Source organism: Allobosea sp. RIT-PG3_2 (assembly GCF_057321085.1).
Map to the genome: position 1 here is coordinate 972,180 of NZ_JBXWCA010000002.1, position 19,996 is coordinate 992,175.

Annotated in this window: 18 protein-coding genes and 1 pseudogene; 10 read left to right on the forward strand and 9 right to left on the reverse strand. The window is 62.7% G+C overall.

Annotated features, from left to right (window positions below):
- Positions 1–33: 33 nt before the first annotated feature.
- From AC2FAN_RS10205 to rfbD, 4 genes and pseudogenes are all read right to left on the reverse strand, one after another.
- On the reverse strand, positions 34–480 hold the full coding sequence (locus AC2FAN_RS10205; RefSeq protein WP_485173679.1) for a hypothetical protein: 447 nt from the start codon (positions 478–480) through the stop codon (positions 34–36).
- Between the two features lie 347 nt (positions 481–827).
- Positions 828–1,868: an NAD-dependent epimerase gene (locus tag AC2FAN_RS10210; RefSeq protein ID WP_485173681.1), complete on the reverse strand. Its 1,041-nt coding sequence runs from the start codon at positions 1,866–1,868 to the stop codon at positions 828–830.
- Positions 1,869–2,088: 220 nt separating this feature from the next.
- A pseudogene (locus tag AC2FAN_RS10215) lies at positions 2,089–2,226 on the reverse strand (sugar phosphate nucleotidyltransferase); the annotation flags it as partial.
- Positions 2,227–2,229: 3 nt separating this feature from the next.
- Entirely contained in the window at positions 2,230–3,117 is an 888-nt protein-coding gene (gene rfbD, locus AC2FAN_RS10220; RefSeq protein WP_485173761.1) for a dTDP-4-dehydrorhamnose reductase, read from the reverse strand.
- 227 nt (positions 3,118–3,344) lie between these two features.
- Between rfbD and AC2FAN_RS10225 the strand changes: the two genes are divergently transcribed.
- The 4 genes from AC2FAN_RS10225 to terL all read left to right on the forward strand — a co-directional run bounded on the left by AC2FAN_RS10225 (position 3,345) and on the right by terL (position 8,675).
- Positions 3,345–4,691 carry a nucleotide sugar dehydrogenase gene (locus AC2FAN_RS10225; protein WP_485173683.1) on the forward strand — a complete coding sequence of 449 codons (1,347 nt, stop codon included), beginning with the start codon at positions 3,345–3,347 and terminating at the stop codon, positions 4,689–4,691.
- 736 nt (positions 4,692–5,427) lie between these two features.
- Positions 5,428–6,867: a site-specific DNA-methyltransferase gene (locus tag AC2FAN_RS10230; RefSeq protein ID WP_485173685.1), complete on the forward strand. Its 1,440-nt coding sequence runs from the start codon at positions 5,428–5,430 to the stop codon at positions 6,865–6,867.
- The gene (locus AC2FAN_RS10235; RefSeq protein WP_265051042.1) at positions 6,857–7,252 is read left to right on the forward strand and encodes a DUF5681 domain-containing protein; all 396 of its coding nucleotides are present in this window, start codon (positions 6,857–6,859) and stop codon (positions 7,250–7,252) included. Before AC2FAN_RS10230 ends, AC2FAN_RS10235 begins: the two co-directional genes overlap by 11 nt.
- Positions 7,245–8,675: a phage terminase large subunit gene (gene terL, locus AC2FAN_RS10240; protein WP_485173687.1), complete on the forward strand. Its 1,431-nt coding sequence runs from the start codon at positions 7,245–7,247 to the stop codon at positions 8,673–8,675. The genes AC2FAN_RS10235 and terL overlap by 8 nt, the downstream gene beginning before the upstream one ends.
- A 460-nt stretch (positions 8,676–9,135) precedes the next feature.
- Here the strand turns inward: terL and AC2FAN_RS10245 are convergent, their stop codons facing one another.
- A complete protein-coding gene (locus AC2FAN_RS10245) occupies positions 9,136–10,683 on the reverse strand; it encodes an acyltransferase family protein (protein ID WP_485173689.1) in 1,548 nt (515 codons plus the stop codon).
- A gap of 539 nt (positions 10,684–11,222) precedes the next feature.
- Between AC2FAN_RS10245 and AC2FAN_RS10250 the strand changes: the two genes are divergently transcribed.
- On the forward strand, positions 11,223–11,819 hold the full coding sequence (locus tag AC2FAN_RS10250) for a DUF2939 domain-containing protein (RefSeq protein WP_485173691.1): 597 nt from the start codon (positions 11,223–11,225) through the stop codon (positions 11,817–11,819).
- A 517-nt stretch (positions 11,820–12,336) separates the two neighbouring features.
- On the opposite strand, the gene AC2FAN_RS10255 is transcribed toward AC2FAN_RS10250, so the two are convergent.
- Positions 12,337–12,918: a hypothetical protein gene (locus tag AC2FAN_RS10255; RefSeq protein ID WP_485173693.1), complete on the reverse strand. Its 582-nt coding sequence runs from the start codon at positions 12,916–12,918 to the stop codon at positions 12,337–12,339.
- A gap of 1,567 nt (positions 12,919–14,485) precedes the next feature.
- Between AC2FAN_RS10255 and AC2FAN_RS10260 the strand changes: the two genes are divergently transcribed.
- Positions 14,486–15,898 carry a mannose-1-phosphate guanylyltransferase/mannose-6-phosphate isomerase gene (locus AC2FAN_RS10260; RefSeq protein WP_485173695.1) on the forward strand — a complete coding sequence of 471 codons (1,413 nt, stop codon included), beginning with the start codon at positions 14,486–14,488 and terminating at the stop codon, positions 15,896–15,898.
- 339 nt (positions 15,899–16,237) lie between these two features.
- On the opposite strand, the gene AC2FAN_RS10265 is transcribed toward AC2FAN_RS10260, so the two are convergent.
- Positions 16,238–16,954, reverse strand: a complete 717-nt coding sequence (locus tag AC2FAN_RS10265; protein WP_485173697.1) for a hypothetical protein — start codon at positions 16,952–16,954, stop codon at positions 16,238–16,240.
- 321 nt (positions 16,955–17,275) lie between these two features.
- Between AC2FAN_RS10265 and AC2FAN_RS10270 the strand changes: the two genes are divergently transcribed.
- The 4 genes from AC2FAN_RS10270 to AC2FAN_RS10285 all read left to right on the forward strand — a co-directional run bounded on the left by AC2FAN_RS10270 (position 17,276) and on the right by AC2FAN_RS10285 (position 19,078).
- Positions 17,276–17,695 (forward strand): hypothetical protein, encoded by a 420-nt coding sequence (locus AC2FAN_RS10270; protein ID WP_485173699.1) that lies wholly within the window; start codon positions 17,276–17,278, stop codon positions 17,693–17,695.
- The gene (locus tag AC2FAN_RS10275; RefSeq protein WP_485173701.1) at positions 17,688–17,822 is read left to right on the forward strand and encodes a hypothetical protein; all 135 of its coding nucleotides are present in this window, start codon (positions 17,688–17,690) and stop codon (positions 17,820–17,822) included. The genes AC2FAN_RS10270 and AC2FAN_RS10275 overlap by 8 nt, the downstream gene beginning before the upstream one ends.
- A gap of 137 nt (positions 17,823–17,959) precedes the next feature.
- Positions 17,960–18,742 (forward strand): hypothetical protein, encoded by a 783-nt coding sequence (locus AC2FAN_RS10280; RefSeq protein ID WP_485173703.1) that lies wholly within the window; start codon positions 17,960–17,962, stop codon positions 18,740–18,742.
- 138 nt (positions 18,743–18,880) lie between these two features.
- Positions 18,881–19,078 carry a hypothetical protein gene (locus AC2FAN_RS10285; protein WP_485173705.1) on the forward strand — a complete coding sequence of 66 codons (198 nt, stop codon included), beginning with the start codon at positions 18,881–18,883 and terminating at the stop codon, positions 19,076–19,078.
- A 63-nt stretch (positions 19,079–19,141) separates the two neighbouring features.
- Here the strand turns inward: AC2FAN_RS10285 and AC2FAN_RS10290 are convergent, their stop codons facing one another.
- Both AC2FAN_RS10290 and AC2FAN_RS10295 read right to left on the reverse strand, forming a co-directional pair.
- Positions 19,142–19,510 (reverse strand): hypothetical protein, encoded by a 369-nt coding sequence (locus AC2FAN_RS10290; protein ID WP_485173707.1) that lies wholly within the window; start codon positions 19,508–19,510, stop codon positions 19,142–19,144.
- 28 nt (positions 19,511–19,538) lie between these two features.
- A partial coding sequence (locus AC2FAN_RS10295) for a hypothetical protein (protein WP_485173709.1) occupies positions 19,539–19,996 on the reverse strand: 458 nt, incomplete at its 5' end.

Below are 19,996 nucleotides of genomic sequence, written 5' to 3' on the forward strand. Positions count from 1 at the left end.
CCATTACCCGCTCCCGAGGATTCCGGGCTCGGGCTACTGCTTGAAGCCGATCAGCACGCCGTCGGCACCGAACGAGAGCTGAAGTCCCTGGCGGCGGGTGGTCAGCCGCAGTGTCACGCCCTTGTCGTTGCGCAGGTAGACATTGCCGCGCCCCTGATCGCCGACGGCCCAGCCTTCCTTCAGCTGGACATAGGCCCCAGCGAAATCGGAGACGTTGCGCAGGCCATAGACCGTCCCCGACGCCACGGTGCGAGACGCGCCGATCGAGCCGATGCCGAGACCGCCGACGGTGACCGGATAGGAGCGGCCGCGAAACCGCAGGGTTCCTCCGCCCGCCTCGCCCGAGGCCACGAAGCCGGCCTGGAGCTGCTCGATTCGAACGGTGCCGGTGGAAGGGCCGAGCGAGCGCGTCTGCGCCATCGCCGGCGAAGCCAGCATCACAAAAGCTGCGAAGGAAACGGCTGTCTGCCTTATCGTCATCATATCCTACTCCTCGCGCGCAACTTGCGGCGCGGGGAATAACCCGCGAAGAGCGATTTCGATCCCGACACGTCTGCAGCAACGGGCGTCGACGCCAAGATACCTGCCGAACGCGCGAAAAATCCCGCTGGAAAGCAGGGCCGCGGCTGAGAATCGCACAATTCGACACAATTTTATCTGCCGAATTGACCCGATTTCAGGGCTCGTCCGGCATGGTCCCGCGCAACGACCCATCCGCCGCAGGTGCACATGTCTCCCGTCCGCTTCGTGAGTTTCGCCTTCCTGCTGGCGCTCGCCGTCTTCTTCTTCTCAGCGGCACAGTCGGCCACCGTGTAAGCGAAGGGCCCTCAGATCCGATAGAAATCGCGATACCAGGCGACGAAGCGGGCGATGCCGGTTTCGATCGGCGTATCCGGCCGGAAATCGACCCTGGCCGTCAGATCCGCGACATCGGCATAGGTCACGGGGACATCCCCCGGCTGCGCGGGCAGATGACGCCGCACCGCCTTGCGACCGCAGGCTTGCTCGACCACGTCGATGAAGCGTGAAAGCGACACCGGCGTGTGGTTGCCGATGTTGTAGATGCGCCAGGGTGCGGAGGACGTCGCCGGGTCCGGCCGCGCCGGATCGAAGCTTGGATCAGCCGCCGGAGGCCGCCCGGTCAGGCGGACGATCGCTTCGCAGATATCGTCGACATAGGTGAAGTCGCGGCTCATCTGCGCTTCGGCGTAAACGTCGATCGCGCTGCCCTCGAGGATCGCCTTGGTGAACTTGAAATAGGCCATGTCGGGCCGCCCCCAGGGTCCATAGACCGTGAAGAAGCGCAGGCCCGTCGTCGGGATCCCGTAGAGATGGGCATAGGAATGCGCCATCAGCTCGTTGGCACGCTTGGTCGCCGCATAGAGCGAGACGGGATGATCGGCCCCGTCATGCTCGCTGAACGGCACCTTCGCATTGGCGCCATAGACGGAACTCGACGAGGCATAGACGAGATGGCCGACGGCGTGACGGCGGCAGGCCTCCAGCACGGACAGAAAGCCGTCGAGATTGGCGCTGGCATAGGCACGTGGATTGTCGATCGAGTAGCGAACGCCGGCCTGAGCGGCGAGGTGGATGATGGCATCCGGCCGAAAGCCTGACACCGCACCGTCGAGCGCATCGTAGTTCGCGAGGTCGATCTGCTCGAAGGAAAAGCCATTGTGGCCCCGCAACCGATCGAGCCGCGCCTGCTTCAATGCCGGATCGTAATAGGGCACGAGGGCGTCGACGCCGAGCACCTCGATGCCGCGTGCCAGCAGCGCCTCGGCCACATGGAGCCCGATGAAGCCGGCAGCTCCGGTCACGACGACACGCTTGTAGGATAGGCTCTGGTCCAATTGTGCATCCATGGAACGGCGTTCCGGCAGTCCTAGTCGCAACGACGCGCTTCTCAAAGTGCCCGCAAGCGTAGCCGAGCGTCCAAATCCGCTCGACTACGCTCCTGCGTCCGCGATCTGCAAGACGTAGCGGCCATATTCGGATTTTGCGAGGCGTTCACCGAGCATCTTGAGCTGGGCGACCGAGATCCATCCCTGACGATATGCGATCTCTTCCGGGCAGGCGATGCGAGACCCTGGCGAGCATCAGCGTGGTCAGCGAATAGTAGATCATCGGCTTGTCGTGGACCGGCAGGAGCTGCTTCGATATGGCCAGCGTCATCGGGTGCAGCCGCGTGCCGGAACCGCCGGCCAGGATAATGCCCTTCATCGTCTATCCCTGCTCCTTGAGAAGCCGCTCGACGCAAGCCCGGAGCGAGCCTTGCCACTCCGGCAATCTGACTCCATGGGCAAGCCCGAGCTTGTTGCAATCGAGCCTGGAATTCGCCGGCCGTCGCGCTGGCGTCGGGTAGTCCGCAGTCGCGATGCGCTTGACCCGGACGGGCTTGCCGCCCAGCCGCTCGCGCTCCGCGAAGATCGCTTCCGCGACATCGGCCCAGACGGCTTCGCCCGCGGCGCTCATATGGAAAACCCCGCGCAGGGATGCCTCGTCGGTTCGCCCGGTCAGGTTGCGTGCCACGGCGAAGATCGCGTCGGCGATGTCGAGTGCGCTGGTCGGGCAACCCAGTTGGTCGGCGACGACGGCGACCTCGTCGCATGTTTCGGCAAGACGCAGCATCGTCCTGACGAAGTTCTTGCCGAAGGGGCTGTAGATCCAGGCCGTGCGCAGGATCGCATGGTTGGCCGTGGCCGCCGCCACCGCCTGTTCCCCGGCGAGCTTGCTCGCGCCATAGGCCGAAATCGGCCCGGTCGGATCGTCCTCGCGGTAGGGCCGGTCGAGCGCTCCGTCGAAGACGTAGTCGGTCGAAAGCTGGATGACGGGAATGCCGAGGGTGGCTGCCGCGCGCGCCGCTTCGCCGGCCGCCTGGCCGTTGATGCGCATGGCGAGATCGGGCTCGCTCTCAGCCTGATCCACAGCCGTATAGGCGGCCGCATTGACGATGACGTCGGGCCTGGCCGCGCGCAGCACCGGCGCGACCGTCCGGGGAATGGCGAGATCGAGTTCCGGGCGGCGGAGCGCGACGACCTCGACCCCCACGGGCACGCGCTCAAGCATGGCGCAGACGACTTGGCCGGTCCAACCGGTGACGGCGATGCGCAGCGTCATGCCGTCATCACCGTTCGGACCTCAACCAGGCCTTGCATGTCGCAATCTCGTTGCACGGTGTGGCCCATGACAAATCGACAGCCCGTACGCAGCATTTCGGGCGAGGTTCAGACCAGAAACGCGATATGAACGTCAGCGATACAGCTTGACAGGCCGGCGCTTAACGCTGTGTGACTGGGCGACGTCCTTAGAGCAAATCTCATCATCCCAAAACAGGCTTCATGAGTAAGATCGACGATCAGACCGTAAGCGCGCTCGTGCAGCGTGTGCGCGATCGTAGCTTCAAGGTCGGCATCATCGGACTTGGCTATGTGGGCATTCCGCTGGCTCTTACCGCGTGCAAGTCGGGCTTCCCGGTGGTCGGCTTCGACATCGACGCCAAGCGCGTCGCTCAGCTCAACCGCGGCGAAAACTTCATCAAGCATATCCCGCTCGAGGCGATTGCCGCCGCGATCAAGGAAGAACGTTTCCGCGCGACGACCGATTTCGACGAGTTGCGCGAGGTCGACGCCATCATCATCGCCGTACCGACTCCGCTGACCAAGCATCGCGAGCCGGATCTGAGCTATGTCGAGGCGACTGCCCGCGCGATCGCGCCGCGCTTGCGTAAGGGGCATCTCGTCGTGCTCGAATCGACAACGTGGCCCGGCACGACCGATGAGGTGATGCGGCCGATCTTCGAGGCGACGGGCCTCAAGAGCGGCGTCGACTTCTACCTGGCCTTCTCGCCCGAGCGCGAGGATCCCGGCAATCCCGATTTCGGCACCTCCACGATTCCGAAGGTGGTCGGCGGCGACGGGGCCGAGGCGCTCGAACTGGCCAACGCCGTCTACAGCGCGCTGGTCGTCAAGACCGTGCCGGTTTCGACCTCGGCGACGGCCGAGGCCGTCAAGCTCACCGAGAACATCTTCCGCGCCGTCAACATCGCGCTCGTGAACGAGCTCAAGGTGATCTACGACAAAATGGGCATCGACGTCTGGGAGGTGATCGAGGCCGCCAAGACCAAGCCTTTCGGCTTCATGCCGTTCTATCCCGGGCCGGGCCTCGGCGGGCACTGCATCCCGATCGACCCCTTCTACCTGTCATGGAAAGCCCGCGAATACGACATCACGGCGCGTTTCATCGAGCTTGCGGGCGAGATCAACACGGCGATGCCGCGCCTCGTCGTCGAAAAACTGGCGGAGGCTCTGGATCGACGCTTCGGGCGCGGACTGAACGGCGCGAAGATCCTCGTCATGGGCGCCGCCTACAAGAAGAATGTCGACGACATGCGCGAAAGCCCGGCGCTGCGGCTGATCGAGCTGATCGAACAGCGTGGAGCCATCGCCGACTACCATGATCCGTTCGTACCGGTGATACCGCCGACGCGCGAGCATGCCGCCCTGGCAGGCCGGCGGTCGATCAGTCTCCGCGATGGGGTCATCGGCACCTACCAGGCGGTGCTCATCGCCACGGATCACGACGATGTCGACTACAAAGCCCTCGTCGCCGAGGCGCGACTCGTGGTCGATACGCGAAACGCCTGCGAACGGAATGGCGCGTTCGCGGAGCATGTAGTGAAGGCGTGAGCGAGAAAACCCGCTCAGAGGTCTGATCTGGTGAAGGCCGGCTTGCCCAATCGCGTCCCGGCAAGGTCCGGCCGCCGGTGACCATCTTTACAGCAGGGGCGGCGAAGATACTTTATCTCGCCAGCTTCGGGCCTTTAGGCTGCCAGAAGTCGATGCCCACCTCGTGGCGGTCTTAGATTCCCTGGTAGCAGGGAAAAGCAGGGACTTTCCCGCCAATCTCTCTCCCAATTTCTATGACGCTTGGCGACCTTTGCGCTTGTTCACCAAGGCGTTGACGGTGCTTAGCCCTTCAGGTGAGCAGGGAATTCCGGCTCGAGGAGCAGGGAACGCTTCCTCTTAGAGCAGGGGACACTCCGCGGACGGAGCAGACCTGGCGATGGCTGAGATGCCAGCCGCGGCGCCAGCGCGAGGGGTGCGACGGAGTTGCGCCCCTCGCGCTGGTAGCCGGGAGCTGACAAAGACACTCTATGCCGCTAGAATCGTTGACGTTTTGTCGATCCCACCCTCTTGCGAAGGCGAACGATCGCCACTAGTTTATCAGCGCGTCCCGCAAAATCGCAGGGCGTTCAGCCGAGACCGATCAGTCCGGCATCCTACCTAATTGAGGCATTTTACCGTGAGGTGAGCAGCTCTCGTTAGGCGGAGTAGATCCCCGGCGCAGCGATGCGTTCTGGGTCTGCTTTGCCACGGGTGCTCACCAGGCCTGGTCGTCTCCTTGCAAAAGGACACGATCGCAATGTCTTCGAACGATACCCCCAAGACGCCCAAACCCTCCGTCCGTCTTCGCCAGCGTGGCGGCGCGGTTGCAGAGGATCCGGTACTCCGCCAGGCGGTTGCGAGCTTCGCTCCGCAGATCGTCGAGCGTCCGTTGTCGCAGCTGAAGCCGTCGGCGCGCAACGCGCGGACGCATTCGCAGAAGCAGATCCACCTGGTCGCGGACAGCATCAAGGCGTTCGGCTTTGTGACGCCGGTCCTGATCGACGGCGAGGGCGAGATCGTGGCGGGCCACGGCCGCTACGAGGCGGCCAAGCTGCTCGGCAGGCAGACGGTGCCGACGATCCGCCTCGACCATCTGAGCCAGGATCAGATCCGGGCGCTGCGGATCGCGGATAACCGGCTGGCGGAGCATGCGGGCTGGGACGAGGCGATCCTGAAGCTCGAGCTCGGCCACTTGGTCGAGATCGACTTCGCCGTCGAGCTCACCGGTTACGAGACCGCGCAGATCGATATCCTGCTCAGCGACGCCGAGCCGGCGCCGGCCAAGGCGGATCCGGCGGATGTGCTGCCCGAGCCCGAGGAGGTCGCGGTGACGCGGCTCGGCGATCTGTGGCTGCTCGGCGAGCACCGCATTCTGTGCGGGGATGCGCGCAAGCGAGAGGCCTATGAGACGCTGATGGGTGGCGAACGTGCCCAGATGGTTTTCACCGACCCGCCCTACAATGTGAAGATCGATGGGCACGTCGGCGGCCTCGGCAAGATCAAACACCGGCCGTTCGCGATGGCCTCGGGCGAGATGAGCAAGGCTGAGTTCACCGCCTTCCTGAAAGAAGTGTTCGGGGAGATCGCGGAGGCCTCGCAGGATGGCGCTTTGATCTTCAGCTGCATCGACGGGCCGCACCTGCACGAGACGCTCGATGCCGGCTTTGCGGTCTTCGACGCACTGAAGAGCGTGATCACCTGGGCCAAATCGAATGCCGGGATGGGATCGCTCTACCGCTCCCAGACCGAGCTGATCACGCTGTGGAAGAAGGGCAAGGCGCCGCACATCAACAACATCGAGCTCGGCCGCCACGGTCGCTATCGCACGACGCTTTGGAGCTATGCCGGGGTGAACGGCTTCCGCAAGGGCCGGATGGCGGAGTTGGCCAGCCACCCGACGGTGAAGCCCTGCGCGATGGTGATGGATGCGATCAAGGATGGCTCGAAGCCGAAAGGCGTCATCCTGGACCCGTTCGGCGGCTCGGGCACGACTCTGATCGCGGCTGCCAAGGCGAAGCGCCGCGGTTATGTCATGGAGCTCGACCCGCTCTATGTCGATCTCGCGATCCGGCGCTGGGAGAAGTTGTTCAAGGCCGAGGCGCGCCACGCCGGGACGGGGCTGACCTTCGCCGAGATGGCGGGGATGCGTGGCGATGTGCCCTCCCTCGAGACGGAGGGCGACCGCGATGCCGCGTGACGATGATTTCGACGGGGTGGGCTACAAGCGCCCGCCCCTGCACAGCCGCTTCCGCAAGGGCCAGAGCGGTAATCCGTCGGGACGCCGCAAGGGCAGGCCACGTCTGGGCCTGATCGAGGAGCTCGACAAGCTCCTCGGCGAACCGATCAAGGTCGCCCGCAATGGCCGGCAGGAATCGATCTCATTCGTCGCCGCCCTGCTGAACAAGACCGCCGAAGCGGCCTTAAAAGGGGATGCTAAGGCGCGGCAGACCATGTTTGCGCTCCTAGCCCAGTACGAGCAGTCAATGGGTTCGGGGACGGCGATCCTGACCAATGACCAGGAGGAGGCGCTGATCGCAGACTATGTGACGCGTAGGAGCAAGGCGGGAGGCGGGGATGGCTGAGCCGGCCTTGTTCAACGCGATCCTGCGGCGCGACCTGGCAACCTTCATCGCCCAGTGCTTTGCGACGCTCGAGCCGGGCACAGCCTATCGGCCCAACTGGCACATCCACGCGATCGCCTGGCAACTGCAGCGAGTCCGGCGGGGCGACTGCAAGCGCCTGATCATCACGGTGCCGCCGCGCTCGGCCAAGTCGATCTGCGTTACCATCGCCTTCACCGCCTGGGTGATGGGACAGGATCCGCGCAAGCGGATCATGGCGATCAGCTATGCCAATGAGCTGTCGCTCACCCACGCTGCGGGATTCCGCAGCGTGGTTACCTCCGACTGGTACCGGGAGCTGTTCCCGGGCTTTTCGATCAGCGCCAATCGCGGCCAGGAGATCAGGACGAGCCAGCAGGGCTATCGCTTCGCCGGCTCGGTGGGCGGATCCGTGCTGGGTCGCGGCGCCGACCTGATTGTGATCGACGATCCGATCAACGGGCTGGAGGCGGCGACCTCGGCTGCGGCCCGGCGCCGGGTTCAGGAGTTTTATGACACTACACTCTACTCCCGGCTCAATGATCGGCTGAATGGCGCGATCATCATCGTAATGCAGCGCCTGCATGAGGACGATCTCGTCGGCCATGTGCTGGAAAAGGAGGATTGGGACGTGCTCTCGATCCCGGCGATTGCCGAGATTGACCAGAGCTACCGGATTGGGGAGGGAGCGGAAGCGCTTTATCACCGCAAGGTGGGCGAAGTGCTCCATCCCGGCCGCGACACCCATGAATGGCTCGCCGCCGCGAAGCGCAATCTCGGCACGCTCCACTTTTCGGCCCAGTACCAGCAGAACCCGCTGCCTTCTGAGGGCCAGATCATCAAGCGCGACTGGCTGCGTTATTACGATGAGCGCCCCAGCCGATTCGATTTCGTCATCGCCTCCTGGGATACGGCCTCCACCCAGGCCGAGCACTCCGACTGGTCGGTCGGCACAATCTGGGGGGCGGTCGGACAGACCTACTATCTGATCGATCTTGTCCGCGGTCGCTGGGAGGCACCACAGCTGCGACGCAAGATGATCGAGCTCGCCCAAAGGCATGCGGTTGACGCGACGTTGATCGAGGATACCGAGCTTGGGCGTGCGCTATCGCAGGATCTGCGGCGCAGCCGGGCGCTCTATCCGCTCCTCCAGCAATCGCGGGTCGAGAAGACAGCCCGCCTGATGGCGCAGGCCGCCCGCTTCGAGGCCGGGCAGGTTTTCCTGCCGCAACAGGCCGATTGGCTGGCAGGCTATCTGAGTGAACTCCTGGCCTTCCCGCTGGCCCGGCACGATGACCAAGTCGATGCGACCAGCCAGGCGCTCAAGCATCTGACGGCCCGCACGCCGATCATCCGTCAGCGACCGCAGAGCATCGTGCGGCCGCAGCAGCGTGCTCGCCCCTGAAGCGGGCACGGGTTTGTCCTATCAGGATTTTCCAGCGCCACCGGGAATTTGGCCCATTCAGTCGTGAGGCCAACAGCGGACTATTGGCTCAGCAGACCATCGGAGTGTGTTACCGAATAATCAGCGCGAACCTCGCCAAAGCGTTGGCCTCGCTGCCTTGAGTTTCGGCCGAAGTTGGAACGGCAGCGAGGACCAGCGAGAACACTGAAAACGGCCTTTTGCCTCGCTCGCACGATCTGATGCGCCCGTGACCGTCCCCAACACCGCAGGGCGGTGGAGCGGCTTCGTGCGATTGCCGAAGAGGGCGACATTTCGTCAACGACACCAATACGATCGGCGCCGACGCCGACGCGCTGATGGGCGCAGAACAGTTCTGGGGAGTAGTTTTCCAGCAGCATGCGGCTCTAGCGTCTGGTATCAGCGCTCGACCTTGCTCGCGGTTTTGGGGGGCGGTGACGTTCTATTGCGAGCAGAGCGCCGACAGGCGATCGGCCGGGAGCTCGATAGCGCGCCCGTCCTCGATGGCAATGAAGCCTTGCAGTGGCCCTTTCGCGCAGTCGATGCCGTCGAGCAGCAGCATGAAGCCGAACCGCTTGCCTTTCAGATCAGCTCTTTCGAACATCGTGGCGACGTCCGGCCGTACTCGGCGGGTGCCCACGATCCCGACTATGTTGCCGTTCTGGCGGATCGCGAAATGCGCGGCAAGATCCGGCGCGGCGAGATCGATGGCATACCCGCGGATCACCCAAGCGCCCTTCGGCAAGCGCTCGAATTGATCGGCATCCGCCCGGACGGCCCCTCCCTCCGATAGCGTCGGCGTCATCAGGATGCGGCGCGCCTCTTCCAATTGGGCCTCAGCGCGGCGCGTCTCGCGCCCGGTGACGAAGGCGATCGCCAAGAAGGCGCCGATGAAGGCGAGAGCAGCCGCCTGCAGCCGCGCCGGGCGCGCGGTATCGATAGCACGTTTCAACCGGCGATACAGGGCGACGTCGACCGGGCCAAGCAGCAGAGCCACGCCGATCGAGCAGACCAGCCAAGAGACCCAGACGAGGGGCGCCGGCGCGTTAGCGCCGAAAAGCGCGCCAAGGATCGTGATCACCGGCACGTGGCAAAGATAGAGAGCGTAGCTCGCGTCGCCCAGCCGCACGCCGGCTCGGCCGAACGGGCCCCGGCTTCCGAGCGCCGGCGCACAGATCAGCCCGGCGACGAGGAGGCTGGCAGAGAACCCGACGAACAGCCGGAAATGCGCCTGCGAGAGAATGCTTGCAACCGCGAGTGGCAGGGCGAGGCAGGCGAGCAGCGGATGCAGCCAACCGCGCTTCTGCGCCTCGGAGGCCAAGTATCCGAGCAGGAACGGGAATGTCACGACGCTGAACGGGATCGCGCTCAGGATTGGCATGGCCTCGACGTGCTCCCGCCCGCCCAGGCTGTAGGCAAAGCAGAGAAGCCCGAGCCAGGCGATGACGATGCGCGTCCGGAGCGCGGCGAGCCCGACGAAGCCGAGCAGGCCGAGGCCGATGTAATAGGTCATCTCATAGAGCAGCGTCCATTCGACGCCGAGGAAATAGCCGCGCGGCCCGGCCGGCACGAGCGAGAGGGCGATCAGGTTGATACCGCGCGGCGCGCCGACCATCAGCAGGGCCAGGCTGAAGAGCCCGACCATGATCAGCATCAGTGGATAGACCCGTGCGACGCGGCTCATGACAAACCTCGCTGGGTCGTCCCGTCGCAGGACCTCGGCGATCAGGTATCCCGAGATCGCGAAGAAGATCGCGACGCCGTATGCGCCGAAGAAGCCGCCGAAGATCGACAGAAAGCGATCGTCTCCCCGGTAGGCCCACAGGTATTCGGAGCAGTGGTAGAGGACCACGAAGAGCGCGGCGAGACCTCTCAGATAGTGCAGATAGAGGTTGCGCTGGTCGACCTTGCCTACGGCAGCCCCGGCAATCGCATCCAGACCCCTGGCCGGGCCCAGAAGATTGCCATATTGATCAGCCAGGTCGCTCAAAATGCCGCCCTCCCGATGCGGCCACCTTCTGCGAGCGGCTCGATTCCATCATTTCCCGTTTAGCGGGAATGCAGCAAGACTCATTTTTACTTTCGAACAGACCAATCAGGGTCCTGAACCGCTGAGAGGCCGCGGAAGGGCCGGAAGTGGTGAAAACATCGGCGGCGACCGATCGGCTATGGGTCCGAGCGATATATCAACGAGGCTTGCGCCGGCTGATCAAGCGTCGGATCGCCGCCATCCTTTTTCCCCCGCGCTTCACGTGCTGGCTAGCACCGGACCTCGTCGACCTTGTCGATCCAGCCTAGGATGGCGGTGTAGGCGCGATAAGTCGGAAGAACGCGGAGATCGAGGACACCCTGTCGCTAATCCTCCTGCCGTATGGGCTGCTACTCACGGTGTCCGAGGATAGGCTCGAAACATTCGCTGGGCATACCTGACGCAACGCGCACTCGACGGAGTCGAAAACCGTAGTCCCACCGGAATCGTTCCGACCTCATATTGGCGGAACCGACGCCTGCCGGCTTAGTTCGGGTCACATGAGAACGTCGAAGATTGCGCTGATCGGGGGCGCCGCACTTGTTGTCGTCGCCATCGCCTATATCGCTTCGCCCTACATCAGTGTGGCCCGGTTTGCTCGTGACCTCGACGCTCGAAACACGTCGGCTGTAGCGTCCCGGATCGATTTGCCCGCCGTTCGACAGTCGATTGCAAGGCAAGCAGCCCGCGCATTCCTGGCAAAGAATCCCGACGTCGCTCGCAAATCACCGCTCGGCGCTTCAGCTGGAGCAGTGATCGTCGGCGGCTTCATCAACGCCTACCTCGCTGAGACTTTCACTCCACAAGCTTTGGAAGCGATCTTGGCCGAAACACGCGCCCCGCGCCAGCTGGGCGCAGAGCCTGTGACCGTTACCTCACTGAGCAAGATGCAGGATGGCTTGGCGCTCTGGCGTCAATCGGGCTTCACGGGTCTGACCGCTTTCACAGTCAGGGCCCCTGAGAACACGGATGGATCGATGTCATTTGGCTTCAATTTGCAAGGCACCGCCTGGCGCCTGACCTCACTGAGCTTACCTCAACGCTGGTTAGACAGACTGGTTGAAGACATCGGACGGAAACTTCCTAAACCGGAATAAGGGTCAGGCTAGGAAGCGAAAGCCCCGGCGTAATCAATTGAAGCTCTAGTCATGCGGCTGATCTGTTCCCATGCCAAGTGTGCGTTTGAGCGTTCCAAACGATGGGAGCGGATGATGCCGCCGCGGCCTCATCCGAAAAGACGGCGGGTGCTGGTGCCCACCCGGTTCTCCTCTCATCGCCGACTTCCTGCTGGATCTCTGGCGCAAGATTGAGCAGACAAAAACCCGTCGGCAATTGCCAGCGGGGCAGTTCGCGCGAACCAGAAAGGGAGCCGCCGGAGACGTCAGTCCAAGGTTCCACCAGCTGAAATGAAAAAGCCCCCCCAGCCGGAGCCGACGGGGCCAATCCGTTTGGAGGAAGTGAGCAGCGAGAAGAGGGTTGCACCTCAACGGTCTCGGAAAGCCATTCGGGTCAAAGATATGGCAGACCAGACAGCAATAGCGCAAATAGCACCGGTAAATGGGTCGACGATCAGCCAGGCCAAAAGTCCAAGAGCCACAGCGAAAACGACGTCTATCATGCCTCTCCCAAGCGACCTGTGACTGCATGGTATAGTTTGCTAGTGAGCGAGAAAAGGCGTTGCCCGAGGACGCCCGCCCTTTGCAGGGGCGTGGCGACGGTCGCCGCTAAATGGCGGAACACGCACGACGGGACGCTCCTGCCAGATCGTCCAGAGCCGTGCAGCATGCGGAAACTGATCTGCCCGGGAAAATCGTCACGCCGGGAGCCTTGTCGATCTCTTTGGGGATAGAGACGCAAAGGTCGTCGCGGCCCGGCCGAGCGCATTGGCTTGAGAGTTCCAAAGAACCTGCCGATCTCCCTGTCGCTCAGTGTCGCAGGAAATTTGACAACCGTGCCCTCGATCAAAGTCGACCAGGACACCAGGATCGGCTCGGCATAATGCGCCTTGGTCCAGTGCCATTCCCCGCACATGCGACCAGGCGAACCGTCGTCGCCGTCGAACTCAACGGATTGCTCAGCCAAAACCGGCGCCAGCTTCGCATCTAGCATCGGTGTCGCGTAGAGGAAGAACGCCGTGCTGAACAACCCGGCCGTGGGCCAGACGCCGACCGCTGTGACGGCGCGAATCGACAACATCACTTTTGCTCCCTTGATCGCGAGTCAGATGGCCGTGCAGCCCCCCACCCAGAAGGACGGTGACGACGGCTTGCGGCCCGTGGCTGATCAATGCCTCACCCGTCTCGCGCGCGGCGCGCACCGCAGTCAGGACTTCCGGAAGGCAGGAACATCGTCGACCCCGACCCGATCCATGAAACCTCTTGATGCTCTCCTTCACCAAGTCGACGTCGGATGGCTTCAGAGCATCTATTGCGACGAGGGCGGCGGTTACACTCAGCCGCCGCCGTGGCCATTCGATCCAGATCGGCCATATTGACCCAGCCCAATGCGGGCAAGAGGTCGAGTGTCACGGTGAGGTTTAGGCACGTGGCTCCGGCCGAGAAGTAGCGCCAGCGAGCGGTGCAGAGCGTCCCAATCTAATTTGGAACAAGAATGGAGCGCGCCCCTTGAGGCGGAGAGCGTGACGGTGAGCAACTGACCGGAGAGCGGGCTTTCGAAGGATGGAAGCACACGGCCCGACGCCGGTCCCACAGCATCGAGTTCAAGCGCCAGGTGGCGCAGGATTACTTGGGTAGGTTGATCCATGAGCGGCTACTTGCTGGACACCAATATGATCTTAGTGCTGTCGCTGTCGAAGGCCGAGTCCGAGGCGGGGTTCTTGGGCAGACTCCAACGTCACCACAGAACCGGATCTTTTCGTTGATCTCACGGTCCCCGTCATCCACACCACGCTCCAAGGCTGCCGAAAGCAAACTCAGCGGGCTGGGTAGCGAAGAGGACGATGTGACGGGTGTCGTTTCTCTCAAAAGGCGTCTGCGGGCCAATGCCGTCATCGATCTCTCTCCAGCTTCATGGACACATCAGAGCCAACCGGGCAGCCGTCCGCATTCCTGGCCTGGATCGGCTCCGGCCAGCTTGCAGGGCGTCACGCGCCCGGTCAGGGTGAGGGAAACAAGGTGGAGCCGAAGGCTCCGAAACGGATAAGCTTCAGCGGCGCAGCGCGGTAACCGAGCTCAATGAGGTTGAGCTTAGCAGTGCGACTCGAAGCCGGTCGCGGGGGCGCAGCCGAACACGCTTAGGCTGAGCTCAACGGAAGCATCAGAACCGGGGCGGGAGGATTGAGTCGCATCTGAGCGTAAAGATGCCTCGATTCTGAACCGAGTAGTATCTTCCAGATTCTAACCCAATTATTGATAAATACAATTTTTACCAACCATCTATTCCCATCTAATTATTACAACTCAACGATTAACTCTATAAATACTCCGTGACAACCTGTGTTTGAATCTCTGAGAAAGCGCAGAAATTCCGTGCCTTTCGAGTTTTTTACTCTGCAAAAGCCTGCGCCACACTCGATCCAAGGCCGTCACCCCTTCAGATACCGGACAAGGACCTTCTCATCATGAAGGAGAGAGGGAATCCATTGGCTGGCGCACGGCTTCTCGAAGCAGCGTCAGCATCGGAATTTTCGCACCAATCCATCTTCGCAACGTAGACTGCACGATTGTTTCAGCACGGCGAGATTTATTCTTGTACTGTTGCAACCGGCAGCTTAGAGAGCGGTGCTAACTTGAGAGTTGTAAAAATGCCGTCGAAAATCATGCCTGTGGTGATGTGCGGCGGAGCCGGGACGCGGCTCTGGCCGGTCTCGCGAGACTCGATGCCGAAACAGTTCATCGCGTTGCTCGGGCAGGAATCGACCTTCCAACGCGCGATGCAACTGCTCTCGGACACCTCCGTCTTCGAGCCGGCGATCGTGATCACCAACGCGGAATATCGCTTCACGGTGCAGGATCAGTTGCAGGCGATCGGCATCTCCGCCGACATCGTGCTGGAGCCGAGCCGCCGCGATTCCGCGGCGGCCGTCGCCGCGGCGACGGAGCTTGCGCTCGCCCGCGACGAGCAAGCAATCGTCGGCGTCTTCGCCGCCGATCATATTGTCCAGGACGCGAAGCTCTTCCGCGAGGCCTGCCGCCGGGCCGGCGCCGCCGCAGCGCAGGGTCGGATCGTCACCATCGGTATCCCGCCGACCCATCCGGCGACCGGCTATGGGTATATCCGGCCGGGCGATGAGATCGGCCCGGACGCCCGCCAGGTCGCCGCCTTCGTCGAGAAGCCGAACGCGGCGCGGGCCGAGCAATATCTGCTCGACGGCTATCTCTGGAACTCCGGCAACTTCATCTTCGACGCGGCGACGATGCGCGCGGAGCTCGCGGCCTTCGCGCCGGAGGTTGCGGGACCCGTCGCCGATGCCATCGCCGGGGCGAAACAGGATCTCGGTTTCCTCAGGCTGGACGAGAAGGCCTTCAGCCAGGCGCAGAAGATTTCGATCGACTACGCGGTGATGGAGAAGACGGGCAAGGCTGCGGTGGTCGCCGGCGGCTTCGGCTGGTCGGACGTCGGCGGCTGGTCGGCCGTCTGGGATCTGGCCGAGAAGGATGCGCGCGGCAATGTCGTCGAGGGGCGTGGCTACGTGCTCGACGGCGCCAACAACCTGATCCGCTCGGAAGAGGCGCTCATAGCTGTGATCGGCCTCGACGACGTCGCCGTGATCGCGACCCGCGATGCCGTCCTGGTGACGCCCAAGGCCAAGGCAGACAAGGTCAAGGAGATGGTAGCGCTGATCGCGGCTGCCGGCGAGTCGGAGGCCGGTGCCCACTGCGAGATCCAGCGGCCCTGGGGCAAGTACCTCTCGATCGATCTGGGCACGCGCCATCAGGTCAAGCGGATCACCGTGAATCCCGGCGGCGTGCTCTCGCTGCAGAAGCATCATCACCGCGCCGAGCACTGGATCGTGGTCCGCGGCACCGCCGAGGTGACGCGCAACGACGAGGTCATCGTCGTCCACGAGAACGAGTCGACCTATCTGCCGATCGGCTGCGTCCACCGCATGGCGAACCCAGGCAAGATTCCGCTGGAGCTTATCGAGGTGCAGGTCGGCTCCTATCTCGGCGAAGACGACATCGTGCGGATTAAGGATATCTACAAAAGGGTCTGAGATTTGCAGATGTGTCGAGCTGTGCCGGGGAATATCGCGAAGCAACTGCACCCAGGCTTCCGATATAACCCGTCTACCAGCTAAGCATAATCAGGTGAGCCGTGGCTTGCCGCCCATGAGAGGCGATTGACAAGCCTGCTCTGCTCAGCAGCGACCATCAGCCAGGACGAATTTTGAGCCGTTTGACTGCAAGGGCGAGCGCTATTTGACCGGGAAGAACATAAGATAGGTCAGTCGCTTGAACCTCGGCATGGCCCACCTTATGCATTACACAACTTTGAAATCGCTAGGCCCCTAGACCAGATGTCCGCCTGAGATAGTGGCGAGGATGTTCTTTTGTCAGTCGCAGAGCGCTGCCCGCGGCACGATTGATGGAACAATCATCCTCCCATCTTCAAGCGCGACACGGACATCGAGCTTGCCAGACGAGCATTCGACGCCCTTCGGGACCATCAAGACTAAGCCGAAGCGAACATTGGCAAGGTCCGGCCTTGACCAGATTTTTGCCTGGCCCGGCCGAATGCGCCGGGAACGCTCCATAGAGATAATGCGGCCCCTTTGCGTGACCGCAGCGTGCGAGGTCAGGTTCGGCTTATTGAGGTTAATGGCGTAGCCGCGCACCTCCAACGTCACATCTGGAAGCCGCTGGACTGCGTCGACCTCGGCGAGGATGGACGGTGAGGTGCTGAGCTCCGCGCTTGTGAGGGAGAGCCCGAGATATCGATAATGCGAGGAAATCCGGCGGCGAGGAAGGCGACCCAGAAAACCGTCACGGCCAGCAGCATTGGAGGGTAGATTCGGGCGGCTGACGTCTCGCTGGATGAGTTCCCCCATCAGATATCCTGAGAGGGCGAAGAAAACGGCAACGCCATAGGCGCCCCAGAAGCCGCCGAAAACTGATATATAGCTATCTGTGCCGTTCGACGACGACGGATGCATGGTAAAGTAGCACCGCCAGCGCGGCGGCAGCGCGCAGATATTGAAGTCGCACGTTCCGAAGAATTTCCGAACGTTCGCCACTATTGAGCGGCAGTGATGCCTGCTTTCCTTGGGCAAGCCGCGCGTGCCAAATGCGACGCATTCTCGATTGTTCGGGAAAGTTGCTCACGCACACGCCATAACTTACAAGCCGCGGGTTGGCGAGATCGGCCTTATGCCCGCCAAAAAGAAAGCCACCGCTTGGGCAACCCAGCCTCACGGTCAGGCCAATGACCCGGCGACCTCATTCTGCCGATCCGGGTCGTCCAACTCGCCCTACTGGTGTGTAGAAGAGGAGCCGCTTTTACAGGCCAAATGTTCGCCTAGTTGCTTGCCATTCAGCTCCAGTCAGGATCGGGCTGGCATTCCGCCTCGTCGCACTCGATATTCGTTCCATCCTTGGCGGCGTTCGAGTCGGCGTCCGGCCTGAGTGCCAAGCGCGGCCTGCCGACGTTTGATCGGGCCGGTCACAAGGTTCAGCATCTGACAGGAGCCTGCCAACCAGTATCGGAAAGCCCCGGCACATCGCTCCACCGGGATTCCGGCAACTCGGCAGGCGCCGGTATCACGCGGGTGATGATCGGATCGCTGCCTCACGACTCCAGCCGCGAGCTCCTGATCGTAAGCCCGCTGGCGCTCTATCAGAAGCTGTTGGCGATGAGCATCGAAGGCAACCTGCGGGCGATGGCGCTGTTGCTGAAGTTGGACGGGTTCAACGACAACACGAGGAGCTCGGAAAGGGCGCTGACCAGTGAACAGGACGAGAAGCTGATCGCAGCAGCGCTGTTACGGATGGGCAATGGCAGCGGTCATGCGTGATCCGGCTCTGCTGAACGCGATCCTGCGTCGGAATCTGGGGAGCTTCATCGCGCAATGCTTCGCCACGCTCGAGCCGGGCACGCCCTATCTCAACAACTGGCACTCCACGCCATCGCCTATGAGCTGACGCGCCTCCAGCGTGGTGAATGAAAGCGCTGATCATCAATGTGCCGCCGCGCTCGGCCAAATCGATCTGCGTCTCCATCGCTTATACCGCCTGGGTGATGGGCCAACGAACTCTCGCGTGCTGTGGAGTTCCGAAGCGTGGGTGGAACCCCGTGGTTCAGGAGGCTTTTCCCTGAATTCGAGATCGCAAGCGACCGCGAAGGCGAACTTGTGACGAGCCAACGAGGCTCGCGTTTCGCGGGTTCGGTCGGTGGCTCGGTGCTTGGACGTGGCGCCGACCTCATCATCATCGATGATCCGATCATGGGGCTGGACGCAGCGCTTTCAGCGGCTGAACGGCGGCGCGTCACAGAGTTTTACGACTCCACCTTGTACTCCCGCCTGAACGACACGCTGCACGGCGCCATTATCATCGTGATGCAGCGGCTCCATCAGGACGATCTGGTAGGGCATGTCCTGAACAATGAAGTATGGGAGCTGACGATCCCCGCCATTGCCATCGAGGATTATCACTATCGTCTGGGCGATGGAGTGCGAGGAAGTTTACCGGCGTCGTGCAGGCGAGGTGCTGCACCAGGGCGTGAACCCGCCGAATGGCTGGAAGCGACTAAGCGCAATCTGGGGATGCAGAACTTTTCGGCGCAGTATCAGCAAAACCCGTTGGCGGCCGAAGGCAACGTGACCAAGCGCGACTGGCTGCGTTATTATGACGTGAAGCCAGAGGCATTCGAGTGCGTGATTGCGTCTTGGGACACAGCCTCGACGATCGGAGAAGCCTCCGACTGGTCGGTTGGCACGCTGTGGGGCGCGATAGGGCAGGAGTACTATCTGCTCGACGTGGTCCGCGGCCGCTGGGAGAGCCCCGAGTTGCGCCGCCGGATGATGAGGTTGCCCGGGCGCATGACGTTAGTGCAACGCTGATCGAGGAGACAGAATTGGGCCGGGCGCTGTCGCAGGATCTGCGGCGTACCGGCCGGCTCTTCCCCCTGCTGCAGCAGGCGCGGTTTGATAAATTCGCACGGCTGCAGGCGCAGGCCGCGCGGTTTTGAGGCGGGCCAGGTGTATCTGCCCCGGCAGGCCGATTGGTTGGCGAGCTATCTGGCGGAGCTTATGGGATTTCCCGCTGGCAAGAACGACGATCAGGTCGATTCGACCAGCCAGGCGCTCAAATACCTGACGGGGCGCACGCCGGTCGTGCGCGAGCGACCTCAAAGGGTTGTCCGACCGCAGTCGCGGTTCAGGCAGGCCGGCTTGTAAGACGGCCTGTTTTTCATCGCGTGGAGGGCGCGCGAGCTTGCCGTCGAAGAGCTGCGCAGAAATTCAGTTTGGCACGGTCATCAGCGTCATCGTGTAGTTACGCTGGGCCATGCAGCCGACCATGATCTGCCGCAAGGCGTTGTTGCGCTGGCCCTCCTTCATGCCCGCCTCCATCGCATCAGCCAGACTGCGTCCCATATAGATCGGTGCGGCCATCGCTTGGGCTTTCGCGACCTCGCCCTTGCAGATTGCATCATCCTGCTGGAATTGGGCGACCGCCGCCGCATCAGCGCGGCCATCCAAGCGATTGAAGTTCATCACGCTGCGGGTCGTGCAGGAAGATAGGGGCAACGCCAGGATGGCGGTTGCGAGCCACAGCCGCGAGCGCGCGGCGTTTGGCATGCGAAAAGGCGGGGCATAGAGGCTCGCCACGATGTCTTTCTCCTCAGGGTGGGTGGGGTTAGTGCTCGTCACGACGCCAGGCCGCGGGCTTGACGAGGGGGCGTGATGCCGATCGTTGCGGTTGAGAGAGGCCAAAGCCCGCTCCCTTCAGACGTTGGCCGGGCCGGACGCCAAGATGCTTGGCCTCCCGACGCTTGGCTTCGGCGATATCGGCGAGATCGGTCGCGGTCTTGCCGCCGGGCTGACGGTGGCAACAGTCGCGGCCGAGCACGCGTCCATCGCTGATCTCCAGGCCCGCGCTCTTATCGACGATGAGAGCCTCAGGGATGATGTGGTCGAACTCGATTGCCTTGCCGGTGATATTGAGACCACAGCCCTCGCAGAGAATGCGACCGTTGCCATCCAGAGCGCGCTTGATCATCGCGACCTTCTGAGCCCGCGTGAACTCGCGTCGCATGGCACTGCGGCCTCGGAAAGAGGGTTGACCGGCGGGTCCGACAAGGACCGGCATCACGC